Here is a 13,609-nt window from a genome sequence, read left to right as displayed (position 1 = left end):
GTGGTCCTGCGGCAAGGGTCGCATAACGGAGGTCATGGCGCCTTGCAGCGGGCTGGGCGCGGTCCAGCAGACGGGATCACAATGCTATGCGCAATGTCAAGTAATTTAGCCAGGAATTAACGCGACAATCGCCCGTTCGATCCCCGCCAGCAGGTCGGCGGGCAGTCGCTGCGCCGCATCAAGGGGGATCAGGCTGGCGTCGGCCTCGATCATCAGATGCAGGTCGGCGGCCATGGGCGTGGCGCGAAAGGTCAGGGTCAGGCCATCGGCGGAACCGGCGGCCAGCACCTCTTGCCGGGTGGCAAGGCCAGGAAAGTCCGAGGCAGCGAACGGCACGACATTGATCAACGGCGAGATCAGCGGCCGGTGCGGCGGTGCGATCCCAAGGTCATCGGCCAGCCTCTCGAACCGCCAGCGGGCATGGCGGCGCTGAAGGCGCAGTGCGGCAGCACCGGCGCGCAGCAGATCGGGCAGGTGTTGGCCCGGCGCGCGCGTCAACGGCAGCGGCAGCAGGTTCACGACCAGCGCCGGAACCGCCGCCGCAACGCAGCCCAGCCGGCCCATCTCGGCCCGCCACAGGGTCAGGTGGCCGGGCGTCTGGCGGTTGACCGCCGGCAGCGCCGGGTGATCGATCAGCACCGCCGCCGCGATCAGCGTCAGCGCATCCGGCCAGGAGAGCGAGAGCGCGCGGCCACAGGCCATCAGGCCCTGGCCAAGGTGGTCGGGCAGCGGCTGGTCCAGCTCATGCACGGGGGCGGGGGCGGCGCCTCGTCGTGCCAGGGCCAAAGGCGGCGCCTGATCCATGATCGCCCGCCAGGCGGCGCGATCCGCCGATGCGCGCGGGCTGGCAAGATAGGCGGCCTCGTCCGTCAGGTAGTCGGCCAGCGGGCGCAAGGCGGGGCCGGGCGGCGTCGCGGCGACCGCTGCGGCGTAAAGCCGCGCGGCGCGTGATTCGATCAGCGACATCGCATAGGCGTCCAGCATCATGTGATGGCCGCGCGCCGCCCAGATCCAGTCGCTGTCGCCCAGCCGGATCAGCGCGTGATCGGCAAGCGGATCACGCAACAGATCGCGCGACGTGGCCAATGTGGCGGTGATCCAGTTGCGGGCGGCCGCCTCGGGGTCGGGCTGGTCGCGCAGGTCGATGCGGCGCGGCCGGGGGCGGCGGGCAGGATCGACGGCCTGCATCGGCAGCCCATCCCCGGCCGAGGCCGCCAGCCGCAGCGCCAGCACATCGCATTCCGCCACCGCCCCGGCGATCGCGGCTGCCAGTGCGGCATCATCGCCCGGCCCGTGCAGATGCAGCGCATGGATCACGGTGCCCTGATCGTCGCCGGCTGTGGCGCGATATTCATGCCAGAAATCCGCCTGTTGGGCGGTCAGCGGGTGCCAGACAAGCGGCGGATCGACCTGTGTCATGCCAACCCCAGATGATCGCGCAGCGTGCGCCCGGCATAGGCGCGGCGGAACAGCCCTGCCTCAGCCAGGCGCGGCACCACCTGGGTCAGCAGCAGTGACAGGCAGTCGCGCGATCCGCCGGGCAAGGCGACGAAGCCGTCGATCGCGCCTGCGGCCTGCCAGTCGGCTATCCTGGCCACGGCATCATCCGGGGTGCCGATCACCTGCCAATGCCCCGAGGCCGCGACCTCGGGCCGGGCCAGCAGGTCGTCGACCGTCGGGCGGTCGCGCGCGATCATGCGGGCCAGCAGCGCCGCATGGGTGCGTGATCGCGGATGCGCCGGGGGCTGTGGCAACATGTCGGGCGTGACGGGCTGATCGCCGGGCAGATCGGTCAGATCCAGCCCGATCTGGGCGCGCACCATGGCCAGCCGCCGCCTGCGATCCGCCCCGGCATGGGTGTCATGGTAAAGCGACTCTGCCGCATCCCGTGTCGCACCCAGATAAAGGCTGAGACCCGGCAGCACCCGCACGGCATCGGGGTCGCGCCCGGCGCGGCGGGAACGGTCGCGCAGGTCGGCGCGCAGGCTGACGGCGGCGTCGCGGTCGGGCGTGGCGGCAAAGATCGCATCGGCCTGGCGCGCGGCGAAATCGCGCCCGGCGGCCGAGGCGCCTGCCTGAAAGATCGGCGGCGGCCCCGAGGGATGGGCGGGCAGGGTCAGCGGCCCCTCGACCGGATCACCGGACGCCAGAACCAGCTGCGCCGGATCGGCAAACCGCCCCGCCGCCCGGTCAAGGATCATCGCGGCCTGCGGAAAGCTGTCCCACAGGCGGCGGACCTGGGCCAGAACGACCTCGGCCTGGGCATAGCGCGCGTCGGGTGGGGGCAGGTCCGCCTGGCCGAAGTTGCGCGCCCCGTCCAGCGCGGTGACCAGGTTCCACCCCGCCCGCCCGTCGCTGATCCAGTGCAGGCTGGCCACCTGACGGGCCAGGATATAGGCCGGATAGAACAGCGCCGAGGCCGTCGTCACCAGCCCGATCCGGCTGGTCGCGCCCGCCACCGCCGTCATCATCAGCGTCGGGTCCAGCGCCGCGAAGCCCGGACCGGTCGCCACCGCCGCCGGATCCAGATGCAGGCTGTCGGCGCGAAACACGAAATCCAGATGCGCCGCCTCGGCCTGTCGGGCGATCTCGATCGCGGCGGCGGGGGTGAACAGATCCTGCACCCCGCTATCGGCGCGGCGCCAGCCGTTGCCGGACAGCCAGGTGGGGGACAGCGACAGGCCGATGGTCAGGGTGCGGGTCATGGGTGATGTTCCGGTTGCGGTGGCAGGGGGGAGGCCCCAGTTGCGTCAGCCAGGGCTGCGGCCAGGGCGGCGGGTGTGGCGCAGCGGGCAAGCTGCATGGGCGACAGCCGCCGCGCGTGGCGGTGAAACAGCCGGTCCGACAGCGGTTTCAGATGGGCGGGCGTCAGCCCCAGCGACAACAGCGGCGTGTCGGCATCGGCGGGGCCGGGGTGGCCCAGCACGGACAGGCAGTCGGCCACGATGTCGGGCAGCGGCGCGGCATCGGGCGGCGCGGCATCGGCCACAGGCACACGGATCAGCTGCCGCGCCACCGCGCGGTCGGGCTTGCCGTTGGCCGACAGCGGCAGCGCGTCCACGATGACAAAGCGGCTGGGAACATGGCTGTCGGGCAACAGTTGCGCGGCGGCGCGGCGCAGATCGGCGGTGCGGCTGTCCTTGTCCGCGACGATCAGCGCCCCCAGATCCAGATCGCCCTGCGCGCCCGGCAGATCGACAGCCAGCGCCGCCGTGACACCCGGCACGCGGGTCAGGGCAGCCTCGACATCGCCCAGAGACACCCGCACGCCCCGGATCTTGACGTATCCCGCCGTTCGCCCGGCAAAAAGGATTACGCCGTCACGCCGCCGCCGCCCCAGATCGCCGGTGCGAAACGCCCGATCGACCCCGCCCGCGCCGTCGGGCAGGGTGACGAAATCCGTCTGATCCAGCGCGCCATCGCGCCAATAGCCCAGGGCCAGCCCGCTGCCGGTGGTGTGAATGCGCCCGATGACGCCGGCCGGGCAATCTTCGCCCAGATCGTTGATGATGCGCTGACCGACCCCCGCCAGCGGGCGGCCATAGGGGATCACCTGGGTGTCGTCGGGGGTCAGGCTGTGCCAGATCGACCAGATCGTCGTCTCTGTCGGCCCGCCAAGCGAGATCAGCCGCGCCCCGGGGCAAAGCCGCCGCAGCGTGGCGACGGTGTCGGGCTTGATGTAGTCGCCGCCCTGCGCGATCAGCCGCAGGCTGGCCAGATCATGCGTGCCGCGAGCATCCAGCAGCATCTGAAGAATGGCGGGAACGCTGACCCACAGCGTCACTCCATGCGCCGCCACCAGCCGGTTCCAGGCCCGCGCGTCGCGTGCCTCGGTCGGTGCGGGCAGCACCAGCGGCACCCCGGCCACCGCCGCGCCCAGCAGATCGAACATCGACATGTCATGATGCAGCGGCGTGACCGAGATCATCACATCCGCCACTCCGACGCCCCAGTCGGCCAGCGTCTGCGCGATCACCTGCCCGGTGGCCGCCGCCGACAGCACCACCGCCTTGGGCGCCCCCGTGGTGCCCGAGGTGAACAGCCGATAGCACGCCGCCCCCGACCGGCTGCGGCGCGCCAATGTGGCGGCATCGGGCAGCGCGGCGACCAAGGGGCACAGCGCCATCAGCGCCGCCGGGTCGGTCGCATCGGGCTGATCCAGCGCGATCACCAGATCGGCGGCGCAGCTTGCCAGCAGCGCGGCGCGACGATCCGCCGGGGCGCCGGCGTCAATAGGCACCCAGACGATGCCTGACAGCGCCGCCGCCAGGGTGATCGCGACGTGATCCGGCCCGCGTGGCAGGCAGATTGCCAGCACCGATCCTTCGCGCAGCCCGTGCCTCGCCAGCCCCGCCATCGCCTGCCGCACCCGCCAGCCAAGCGCGGCAAAGGTGGTGGCCTGCCCCTGATGCCACAGCGCCGGACGGTCGGGCGGCGCGCCCCACAGGTTGTGGGCGATGTCGCCCAGCCAGTCGGGCGTCGGCGGGGCGGGGGCGATTGCGGGTGGCGGCGGCGCCAGATCGGGCCCGGTCAGAATCAGCGCGTCGCGCCCCACCAGCGTCGCCAGCGCGCGCCGGATCGTCTGGGCGATGTCTTGCGCCAGGGCGACCGAAACCGCCGCTTCGGCGTGGTCCAGATCGATGCGCAGATCGCCGCCTGGCGTCAGCGACAGCCGCACATCCAGCGCCACCTGCGGCGTCTGGGTCAGCCCGTCGACGCAGCGCATCCCGCCGCCCGCCGTAGCTGGCCATCCCAGCCCGTTGGTCACCACAACCGGCAGCGGCACTGGCGCGCAGCGGCTGGCCAGCACCCGGCCGATCGCCACCCCGGCGCCGTCCAGATGATCCAGTCCTTCGGCCACCTGGCGCTGCACATCGCGCGCGCGGGTCGCAAAATCGGCCTGCGTGGCATCAAGGCTCAGCGCGATGAAGCTGGCTGCGCTGCCCAGCCGTTCGGGCGATGGCGGCGGCGCCACCGGCAGCGCGACGGTCAGGCGCAGATCGTCGGTGAAGCGCGCCAGCGCCTCAAGCACGGCGGCGGTCATCAGGCTGTTGGCAAACAGCCCGTGGCGGGCCGCCAGCCCGCGCAGCGCCCGCAGATCGCCTGTCGGCAGCGTGGTCCCGGTCCGCCGCCAGCTCGGGGCGCGGATCTGGTCCAGCGGCTGCGCCCAGGGCAGGCGCGGCGGGCCGTCGACCGCCGCCAGCCGCGTGCGCCACCAGTCGGTATCGGCCTGAACCTTGTCCGGCGTGGGCACCCCGCCACCGGGCAGGGTCGAGGTGACGGGCGCCGCGCCTTGCATCAGCCCGGCCAGCAGCCGGGCGATGCCGTCGCCGTCCAGCACCAGCCCGTCAAAGCGAGCGATCACCGCCAGCCGGTCGCCGCCGTCCTGCGGCAGTGCGACCAGATGAAGATGCCACAGCGGCCCAGCCAGATCGCAGGGACGTTGCGAGAGCTGTGACCACAGATCGTCCAGCCGCGCCTCGGCTTGATCGCGGTCCAGCGCCGACAGGTCGGTCATGGTGACGGGCGGCGTGATTGCCGGGGCGATGCGCATCAGCCCGGCGGCGGCGTCGACCCGGCAGCGCAACGCCGGATGCGCCGCAGCCATTGCCGCCGCGCGGTCGCGCAGCACCGTCGCGGTCAGATCGCCGCGATAAAGCCGCGCCTCGTGCATGGCCACGCCACCCAGCGGCAGCGCCGCCGCGCCCCGCCCCAGCAGATAGGCACGTTGCAGCGGGGTCAGCGGGCGCGCGGGCGGTAGCCAGTCGGACAGCGGCAGATCGCACAGCCCCGGTTCGGCGCCCAGGCGACGCGCGGCATCGGCATAGCGATCCAGCGCCGCCTGCGCCCATGCGCGCTGCACCAGATCCAGCCGGATATCCCAGTTCAGCAGCATCCCTTCGGGCAGCCGCGTCACCTGCGCGTCCAGCGCCACGCCCGGTCCCTGCGAAATCGCCCAGACCAGCCGTCCGAACCGCGCCGCCGCGCGCGGGGTCAGCAGCCTGCCGGTCGGCAGGTCCAGCCCGGGGGTGAACACGACCGGCCCGCTGGCCCGCCGCCCCGTAAGCCGCGACAGATCGCGCAGCAGCTCGACCCCCGGCACCCCGGCATGGGTGATGGCGGCGGCGACCTCGGCCCCGGCGCGGCGGGCGATCTGGGCAAGCGTGTCCACGGCATCGGCGCGGGCGTCGATCAGGGTGAAATTGGCACCCTCATCCACCACGCGGTCGCTGTCGGGGGTCGTCAGATCGCGGTGAAACATCGCCAGGCCAAGACGGCTGCGCGGCTGGCCTGTCTCGGCGGCCAGCACCGCCTGAAACAGCGCCAGCATCAGCACCGATAGCGTGACGCGCTGCTGGCGCGCCAGCAGGGTCAGCGCGGTATCCACCGGCGGCGGCAGGATCACATGCAGCCGGTCGCTGGACACCGGCGGCGCAGGGTTCGGCGCGGGCAGGCGGGGCACGTCGGGCAGATCTGCCAGCCGCGCGCGCCACCAGTCCCGCGCGGCGGGGTCGGGGGCGTGGCTGGCATAGGCGGGCAGGCGCGGGCTGTCGTCGCGGTCAGGCTCGTCCAGGTCGGCGGCCAGGTCATCAAGGATCAGCGGCAGGCGGGCGGGATCCGCCGCGATCATGTCAAGGTCGACGCCGAAGCGTTGCCGCCCGCCCGGCAGCCGCGTCAGGTGAAACCGCGCCGGGGCGCCCTGGTCGATGGCGGGGCGGGCGTGGCTGGCCGCCTGCCGCGCCGCGATCAGCGCGGCCTCGACCGTCGCCGCGTTGGCATGGCGCAGGTCGGTGACGTGCAGGTCATGCGCCGGACCCGGCGGGGCGATGTCGCACTGGCCATCAGGGCTGACGCGCAGCCGCAATCGCGGGTGGCGGCGCAGCAGCTTGCGCAGCGCCTGGGCCAGTCGGTCGGGGTCGGTGGCGGGGCCGTCCAGCTCGACATGAAGATGTGCAGCGACGCCGCCCGGATCTTGGCGCGACAGCCAGCAGGCGGCCTGCATCGGGGTCAGTTCAGCCATCGCCTTCGCCGTGGTTGACAATTCATGATAAAAATACTCAGTTAATGGCGCGCGTCAACGGCGCATCATGAAACTGTCGGGCAGGCGCTGAAAAAAGATGACAAAACAATATGTTGACTTCACTCCCTGGCCGGATGATCTGGCCCGGCGCTACCGCGACAGGGGCTATTGGATAGGCCAGCCGCTGACCGCTGGCGTTGCCGCGCAGGCGAGGGTGCGGCCCGACGCCCCGGCCATCATCTGCGGCGCGCGCAGCATTAGCTATGGCGCGCTTGCGGCGATGTCGGATGCCCTGGCGGCGCGGCTGGCGGCGCGCGGGCTGGGCCACGGCGACACCGCGCTGGTGCAACTGCCGAACGTGGCCGAGTTCTACATCACCTTCCTCGCCCTGCTGAAACTGGGCGTGGTCCCCGTCAACGCGCTTTATGCGCATCGCGCGCGCGAGCTGACCGACTATGCCCGGCAGATCGGCCCGCGCTTGCTGGTGGTCGATGCCGTGCATCCGCTGTTTAGCGACGGCGCCATGACCGATGCGCTGCGCGCCATCGCGCCTGTCGATCTGGTGCTGCGGCTGAACGATCCGGGCGCGGATGGCGACCTGTCCGCCTGGCTGGCCGCCGACCCGCCGCGCGCCGCCTTCGCCCCGACACCGCCCGATCAGGTGGCGTTTTTCCAGCTTTCGGGCGGCAGCACCGGCACGCCCAAGCTGATCCCGCGCACCCATGACGACTACGGCTATTCGGTGCGCGAAAGCGCGCGGCTGTGCGGGTTGGACGCGGACACGCGGTTTCTGGTGGCGCTGCCTGCGGGGCATAACTTCATCCTCAGCTCACCCGGCGCACTTGGCGTGTTTCAGGTCGGCGGCACCGTGGTTCTGGCCCCCAACCCCGACCCTGTGGCCTGCTTTGACCGCATTGCGGCGCAGGCTGTGACGATGGCGGCACTTGTGCCCTCGGCCGTGGGGATGTGGCTGGATCACGCGCGCCAGACCGGGCAGCGCCTGCCCAGCCTGCGGCTGGTGCAGGTGGGCGGTGCCAGCTTTCCCGAAGCGATGGCCCGGCAGGTGCCTGCCGTCCTGGGCTGCGCCGTGCAGCAGGTGTTCGGTATGGCCGAAGGGCTGGTCAACTATACCCGGCTGGATGACCCGCCCGACGTGGTGATGGCCTGTCAGGGCCGCCCGATCAGCCCCGATGATGAGGTGCGCGTGATCGGCCCGGACGGGCGCGCTGTCCCGCCGGGGCAGCCGGGACAACTGGCCACGCGCGGCCCCTATACCATCCGCGGCTATTACCGCAGCCCCGATCACAATGCGCAGGCCTTTGATGCCGATGGCTTCTATCTGACCGGCGATCTGGTTGTTCAGCGCCCCGATGGCAACCTGCGGGTGGTTGGTCGCCTGAAGGATCAGATCAACCGTGGCGGCGAAAAGATCGCGGCCGAGGAAATCGAGCGGCTGCTGTTGGCCCATCCCGCCATCCGTCAGGCCGCGCTGATCCCGGTTGGCGATACCCGCATGGGCGAGAAAAGCTGTGCCGTGCTGGTGGTCGATGACGGCAGCGATACCGACCTGCGTCCGGTCGCCTTGCGCCGCTGGCTGATGGCGCAGGGCGTCGCCGATTACAAGCTGCCCGACCGGTTTCACATGGTCGCTCACCTGCCCCTGACCGCCGTTGGCAAGGTCGACAAGCGCACCTTGCGCGCTGCGATCGAGGCAGGGGCAAGGCCCCTTGAAAAGGAGATCCCCGCATGAGCCACACTCCGACCCTCAGCCTTGAACAACCCGGCGGGCTGGCGGCCTTTGTCGCCACGCTGCTGGAGGATCCGGCCGAGATCGACCCCAACGAAAGCCTGATCCTTTACGGTCTGGATTCGCTGGCGGTGATGAAAACCGTCGCGGCACTGAAGGCCGCAGGCGTGGCCGTCAGCTTTGAAGAACTGGCGCAAGAGCCGACCTTGACCGCATGGGGCGCGCTGCTGGCGGCGCGACGTGGGGCCTAGCGGGCTGGTCTGGCCGTTCGCGCAGCCGCGCCCTGCGGGGCTGGTGCTGTGCTGCTGTCGCTATGGCCCTGCGCCCCGCGCGGGGCTGGCCCAGCCGCCTGCGTTGTCTGGCCCGCGCGGCGCGGAATGGCAGGCCGGGCGGCAGGCGGCGGCGGGCGCGATTTTTGCCCTGACCGGCACCGGCGCCTGGCCCGGCACCCGCCCCGATCGCGGGCCGCACTGGCCCGCCGGTCTGGTCGGCGCGATCACCCACCACCGTGGTCTGGCCCTGGCCCTGGTCGGGCAGCAAGACCGCTTTACCGGTCTGGGCATCGATCATGAGACGCGGATAGACGACATTGCCAATCTTGCCCCGCTGATCCTGACGGGTGCCGAGCGCGCAGCCGGGGTCGACCCGCTGTCGCTGACGCTGGCCTTTTCGGCCAAGGAATCGCTTTACAAGGCACTGGCGCCGCAGATCGGGCGGTTTTTCGGCTTTGACGCTGCCGAGGTCGTCACGGCCGGACCGGATGCAGCCGTGCTGCGGCTGACGCAGCACCTGGCCCCGGCCTGGCCCGCCGGGCGCTGCATCCCGGTCGCGGTTGCCTGGCGGCGGGACCGGGTGTTGACCGCCGTGATGCTGGACCGCGCCGACTAGCCGCGCAGCGTGCCGCCGCCATCGACATAAAGATCGGCCATCGTCACATGCGTCGACTGATCCGACAGCAGGAACAGACAGGCGGCGGCGATGTCTTGTGGGGTGGCCAGCTTGCCCAGCGGGATGCCGGTGCGAAACCGGGCCAGATCACCCGCAATGACCGCTGCCGCACCCGCCTGCGCATCGCCCCACAGCGCGGTCTGCATCGGCGTCAGGGTGGAGCCGGGCGCCACGATGTTCACCCGCACGCCGGCCCCGGCGAGTTCCAGCCCTAGGCAGCGCGCCAGCATCGTCACCCCGGCCTTGGTCGCGCCATAGCCGCCGATCCCCAGCCGGGGCACCCCCGCGGCGTTCGAGCTGACCACGACCATCGCCCCGCCACCCTGCGCCGCCAGCGCCCGCCCGGCGGCGGTCAGCAGCGTGAAGCTGCCGGTCAGGTTGACGTCGACCATCCGCTGCCAGGCGGCGGGATCAAGGCTGCACAGGGCGCCGACCTCCAGCACCGCCGCCGCATGGACGACCAGCCGCAGCGGCCCCGCCGCATCGACCAGCCGCGCCACGCCCGTGGCATCGCACAGGTCAAGCGGTTGCCAGTCGGCGCGGCTGTTGCCGTCCGCCCGTGCCAGTGCGGCGGCGGTGTCGGTGGCGATCACCCGCGCCCCGGCATCGACCAAAGCCTGCACCACCGCGCCGCCGATCCCGCCCGCCGCGCCGGTGACAAGCGCGGTCTGCCCATCGAAGCCCGTCAGCTTCATGGCTGCGGTTCCATCGCGGCCAGGGCGGCCTCGGTGCTGATCGGCACGCCGCAGCAGGCGGCGATCCAGTCCATCGCCCGGTCGTGCCGGTCGCGGTCGAAATCGGCCTGGGCATCGGCGACGGCAAAGGGCTGGATGTCGCGCTGAAACGCCTCGGCGGCGGTGGCCAGGCAACCGATATGGGCATAGACGCCGCAGATCATCAGCTGATCGCGCCCGCGCGCCCGCATCAGCACCTCAAGGTTCGATCGCTGAAAGGCGCTGTAGCGGTGCTTGGTCAGAACGATGTCGCCCGGCTGCGGGGCCAGCGTGGCCAGGATCGCCTGATGATCGGGCCGGGCCTGCATCCCCGGCCCCCACAGGTCAGCCTGCAAGCCACGGTCGGCGCGCAACTGGTCGCCCTTTTGCGCAGTATAGAACACCGGAACGCCGACCAGCCGCGCCACGCTGACCAGCCGCGCGATGCGGGCGATGACGCCGGGCAGGGGCGGCGCCTCGGGCGGGAAGGGGGCGCAGAAATAGCACTGCATGTCATGGACCAGCAGCGCCAGCCGGTCGGGGCTGGCCTGCCAGGGCGCGCGGGCGGTGGGCAGTTCGGCGGGGCCGGGCGGGTCATAGGGGGCGATGCGGGGCAGGGCCATGGGATACCTCGTGGTCAATGGGATGCGGGTTCGGGGGCGGCGGCGTCCTCGGGCAGGCCAAGGGCGCGCAACAGCGCGCGGAACTTGGCCCCGGTCTCGGCGGCCTCGGCCTGCGGGTCGGACCCGGGCACGATGCCCGCGCCCGCAAACAGCCGGGCGCGCGGGCCGCAGATGTCGGCGCAGCGGATGGCGACGAACCAGGCGCCGTCGCCCGCGCTGTCGCACCAGCCGACCGCGCCCGCGTAAAACCCGCGCGCCACCGGTTCCAGCTGGCGGATCAGGCAGGCGGCGGGATCGACCGGCAGACCGCAGACCGCCGGCGTCGGATGCAGCCGCGCCGCCAGCACCGCCGAGGACATGTCGGGGTCGGCCAGCTCGCCCTCGATCCGGGTGCCCAGATGCCACATGCTGCGGGTCTGGGTCAGCGTGGTGCCCGCCGGGCAGGCCAGGCGGCGGCACAAGGGCGCCAGCAGGTCCATGATGTATTCGACCACGATTGCATGTTCGCGGTGATCCTTGTCCGAGGCCGCCAGCCGCGCCGCCGCCGCGCCATCGGCTGCCGGGTCGGCGGGCTGGCGCGGGATCGACCCGGCCAGCGGGTGTGAGGCGATCTGCCGCCCGGCCTTGGAGACCAGCAATTCGGGCGTTGCACCGACCAGCGCCCGACCGGTCCAGGGGCTGTGTTCGGGGCTGTCGGGCAGCAGCACGCGATAGGCGGTAACGGTCGGGTCTTCGCTGAGCCGCGCCAGAACCGCCTCGACCGGGATCGGGGCCTCGGCCTCGGCGGCCAGCGTGCGCGCCAGCACCACCTTGCGCAGCACCTGCGCGCCATCCGCGATGCCAAGCCGATCCAGCGCAGCCGCCACGCTGCGCGCATAATCCTGGGCCGAGGGTTCGGCGCGCGTCTGCCAGCGTCCCGTCGCCAACGCGCCGCCCGGCGTCGGCGCGACCGGCGTGGCGCTGCGCAGCACCCGCTGGGGCTGCCACAGGTGGTCGTCGGCGCTGCGATCAAACGGCAGGGCGCCGCCGATGGTCGCGCCGGGCCGCGCGCTGGCAAAGTGGCGGTCCAGCCGTTCGGCCAGCGTGGCTGCCGAGCCCGGCGTGACCTGGCGACCGGCACCCCAGCCCCGAACGGCGCCCTGTGGGCCATGAAAGGCAAAGACGCAAGGTTCGGGCGTCGGCTCGGCAGACCGTTCGGCGGTCTGAAATGCAGCGGGATTCATTGTGGCCTTTCCGGGGCTTGCGGCCTGGGGCCGCATCATGACGGGAAAGGCTGGCCGAAGCTGGCGGGGGCGGCGCGCCGTGGTGGGGCGCGCGGCAGGGCCATCTAGTGACAGGTTGACTGGCGTCGATCAACGGCGGATTTTGATACCCAAGTAAAATTATCGTCTTTACATCGGACCACCCCGTCCCTTAGCTGTGCCCGCCGCCAGCCGCGCTTGCCCGCCGCCCTGTTCCCCGCCGACCGCCGCCGCCCCGCGGCCTGTCGGCCCGACTGCCGGAGGCCCGATGCCCGACACCGCCACCCTTCTGGAAAGCCGCCTGCGGCTGCCCGCCGATCTGGTCCCTACGCTGACCGCGCGGCTGCGCGACGAGGCCGAGGAACACGACATCGACCTGACCGAGGGGGCCAATGGCGTGCTGTCGCTGGCCTTCGGCACTGGCCATTTCAGCCTGAACCCCGGCAGCGGCGGCGCGGCAGAACTGACCGCCAAGGCTGAAACCGAGGCCTGGCTTTTCGTCATGCAAGAGGCGGTCAGCGATCATCTTCTGGCCGGGCTGCTGAGCAGGGACGACAGGTGGAGCCGCACGCCCCGGCCGGGCGATCTGGCGCCGAACGTCACCCTGGTGACGGTGGAATCGCTGCACCCGGTCAGCGCCGATTTCCGGCGTCTGGTGCTGGTGGGGGCGATGGATCGCTTTACCGATCCGCGCAACATGCACCTTCGGCTGCTGCTGCCGCCGATGGGGCGCGCGCCGGTCTGGCCGCGCGTCAACGCGCGTGGGCGTTCCGACTGGCCCAAGGGCGAGGACAAGCTGCATGACGTGGTTTACACGCTGCGCGGATGGCAGCAGGACGGCGACCGCGTGCGGGCCGAGATCGACATGCTGGTGCATCCCGGCGGTCACGCGCTGGATTGGCTGGACTGCGCCGGACCGGGGGTCCAGATCGGCCTTGCCGGGCCGGGCGGCGGCGGCCATCTGCCGCAGCGCCCGGCGGTGATGGCGGGCGATGCCACCGCCTTTCCGGTGATCGCGCGGCTGATCGAGGACGGCCACGCCGCGCCCCGCATCCTGCTGATCGGCGATGAGGACTACCCGTTCCCGCCAACCGACGCGACCGTGACCCGGCTGGCCGATGCCGATGACGCTGTCGCCGCCCTGACCGATTTCATCGCGCGACCGGGTGACAACGGCGGGCTGTGGGCGGCGGGCGAACGCGGCATGATCGACCGCTTGCGACAGATGTCCAAGGCGGCGGGCTGGCCGCGCGGGGCGATGACGCTGGCCGCCTATTGGCAGATCGGGCGCCACTACGGCGTCGATGACCATTAGC

The 13,609-nt window shown here is 71.8% G+C and carries 10 protein-coding genes; 4 read left to right on the top strand and 6 right to left on the bottom strand.

What is annotated here, in order from left to right; all coding sequences use genetic code 11:
- Nucleotides 1-105: 105 nt before the first annotated feature.
- Genes ACEYYA_RS07890 through ACEYYA_RS07880 form a run of 3 tightly spaced genes read right to left on the bottom strand, consistent with a single transcriptional unit; the run spans nucleotide 106 to nucleotide 7,021 of the window.
- Nucleotides 106-1,419 (bottom strand): condensation domain-containing protein, encoded by a 1,314-nt coding sequence (locus ACEYYA_RS07890; protein ID WP_374799355.1) that lies wholly within the window; start codon nucleotides 1,417-1,419, stop codon nucleotides 106-108.
- The gene (locus tag ACEYYA_RS07885; protein WP_374799353.1) at nucleotides 1,416-2,705 is read right to left on the bottom strand and encodes an NtaA/DmoA family FMN-dependent monooxygenase; all 1,290 of its coding nucleotides are present in this window, start codon (nucleotides 2,703-2,705) and stop codon (nucleotides 1,416-1,418) included. The genes ACEYYA_RS07890 and ACEYYA_RS07885 overlap by 4 nt, the downstream gene beginning before the upstream one ends.
- Nucleotides 2,702-7,021, bottom strand: a complete 4,320-nt coding sequence (locus ACEYYA_RS07880) for an AMP-binding protein (protein ID WP_374799351.1) — start codon at nucleotides 7,019-7,021, stop codon at nucleotides 2,702-2,704. Before ACEYYA_RS07880 ends, ACEYYA_RS07885 begins: the two co-directional genes overlap by 4 nt.
- Before the next feature lie 97 nt (nucleotides 7,022-7,118).
- Here ACEYYA_RS07880 and ACEYYA_RS07875 point away from each other — a divergent pair, with 97 nt between their 5' ends.
- Genes ACEYYA_RS07875 through ACEYYA_RS07865 form a run of 3 tightly spaced genes read left to right on the top strand, consistent with a single transcriptional unit; the run spans nucleotide 7,119 to nucleotide 9,656 of the window.
- Entirely contained in the window at nucleotides 7,119-8,771 is a 1,653-nt protein-coding gene (locus ACEYYA_RS07875) for a (2,3-dihydroxybenzoyl)adenylate synthase (RefSeq protein ID WP_374799349.1), read from the top strand.
- Nucleotides 8,768-9,019 carry a phosphopantetheine-binding protein gene (locus ACEYYA_RS07870; protein WP_374799347.1) on the top strand — a complete coding sequence of 84 codons (252 nt, stop codon included), beginning with the start codon at nucleotides 8,768-8,770 and terminating at the stop codon, nucleotides 9,017-9,019. The genes ACEYYA_RS07875 and ACEYYA_RS07870 overlap by 4 nt, the downstream gene beginning before the upstream one ends.
- A complete protein-coding gene (locus ACEYYA_RS07865; protein WP_374799345.1) occupies nucleotides 9,009-9,656 on the top strand; it encodes a 4'-phosphopantetheinyl transferase family protein in 648 nt (215 codons plus the stop codon). Before ACEYYA_RS07870 ends, ACEYYA_RS07865 begins: the two co-directional genes overlap by 11 nt.
- On the opposite strand, the gene ACEYYA_RS07860 is transcribed toward ACEYYA_RS07865, so the two are convergent.
- Genes ACEYYA_RS07860 through ACEYYA_RS07850 form a run of 3 tightly spaced genes read right to left on the bottom strand, consistent with a single transcriptional unit; the run spans nucleotide 9,653 to nucleotide 12,275 of the window.
- Nucleotides 9,653-10,411: an SDR family oxidoreductase gene (locus ACEYYA_RS07860; RefSeq protein WP_374799343.1), complete on the bottom strand. Its 759-nt coding sequence runs from the start codon at nucleotides 10,409-10,411 to the stop codon at nucleotides 9,653-9,655. The genes ACEYYA_RS07865 and ACEYYA_RS07860 overlap by 4 nt on opposite strands.
- Nucleotides 10,408-11,052, bottom strand: a complete 645-nt coding sequence (locus ACEYYA_RS07855) for an isochorismatase family protein (RefSeq protein ID WP_374799341.1) — start codon at nucleotides 11,050-11,052, stop codon at nucleotides 10,408-10,410. Before ACEYYA_RS07855 ends, ACEYYA_RS07860 begins: the two co-directional genes overlap by 4 nt.
- Before the next feature lie 14 nt (nucleotides 11,053-11,066).
- The gene (locus ACEYYA_RS07850) at nucleotides 11,067-12,275 is read right to left on the bottom strand and encodes an isochorismate synthase (RefSeq protein WP_374799339.1); all 1,209 of its coding nucleotides are present in this window, start codon (nucleotides 12,273-12,275) and stop codon (nucleotides 11,067-11,069) included.
- 286 nt (nucleotides 12,276-12,561) lie between these two features.
- Between ACEYYA_RS07850 and ACEYYA_RS07845 the strand changes: the two genes are divergently transcribed.
- Nucleotides 12,562-13,608 (top strand): siderophore-interacting protein, encoded by a 1,047-nt coding sequence (locus ACEYYA_RS07845; protein WP_374799337.1) that lies wholly within the window; start codon nucleotides 12,562-12,564, stop codon nucleotides 13,606-13,608.
- The last annotated feature ends 1 nt before the right edge of the window (nucleotide 13,609 follow it).

The sequence above is a fragment of the Paracoccus zhouxuedongae genome (assembly GCF_041927815.1).
GTDB lineage: Bacteria > Pseudomonadota > Alphaproteobacteria > Rhodobacterales > Rhodobacteraceae > Paracoccus.
The sequence above is the reverse complement of the archived record's forward strand: the minus strand, read 5'-3'. Positions and strand labels throughout refer to the sequence as shown.

Coding starts and splice junctions, on each gene's coding strand:
- ACEYYA_RS07890 (WP_374799355.1), bottom strand. CDS start 1,419: ATGACACAGGTCGATCCGCCGCTTGTCTGGCACCCGCTGACCGCCCAA.
- ACEYYA_RS07885 (WP_374799353.1), bottom strand. CDS start 2,705: ATGACCCGCACCCTGACCATCGGCCTGTCGCTGTCCCCCACCTGGCTG.
- ACEYYA_RS07880 (WP_374799351.1), bottom strand. CDS start 7,021: ATGGCTGAACTGACCCCGATGCAGGCCGCCTGCTGGCTGTCGCGCCAA.
- ACEYYA_RS07875 (WP_374799349.1), top strand. CDS start 7,119: ATGACAAAACAATATGTTGACTTCACTCCCTGGCCGGATGATCTGGCC.
- ACEYYA_RS07870 (WP_374799347.1), top strand. CDS start 8,768: ATGAGCCACACTCCGACCCTCAGCCTTGAACAACCCGGCGGGCTGGCG.
- ACEYYA_RS07860 (WP_374799343.1), bottom strand. CDS start 10,411: ATGAAGCTGACGGGCTTCGATGGGCAGACCGCGCTTGTCACCGGCGCG.
- ACEYYA_RS07855 (WP_374799341.1), bottom strand. CDS start 11,052: ATGGCCCTGCCCCGCATCGCCCCCTATGACCCGCCCGGCCCCGCCGAA.
- ACEYYA_RS07850 (WP_374799339.1), bottom strand. CDS start 12,275: ATGAATCCCGCTGCATTTCAGACCGCCGAACGGTCTGCCGAGCCGACG.
- ACEYYA_RS07845 (WP_374799337.1), top strand. CDS start 12,562: ATGCCCGACACCGCCACCCTTCTGGAAAGCCGCCTGCGGCTGCCCGCC.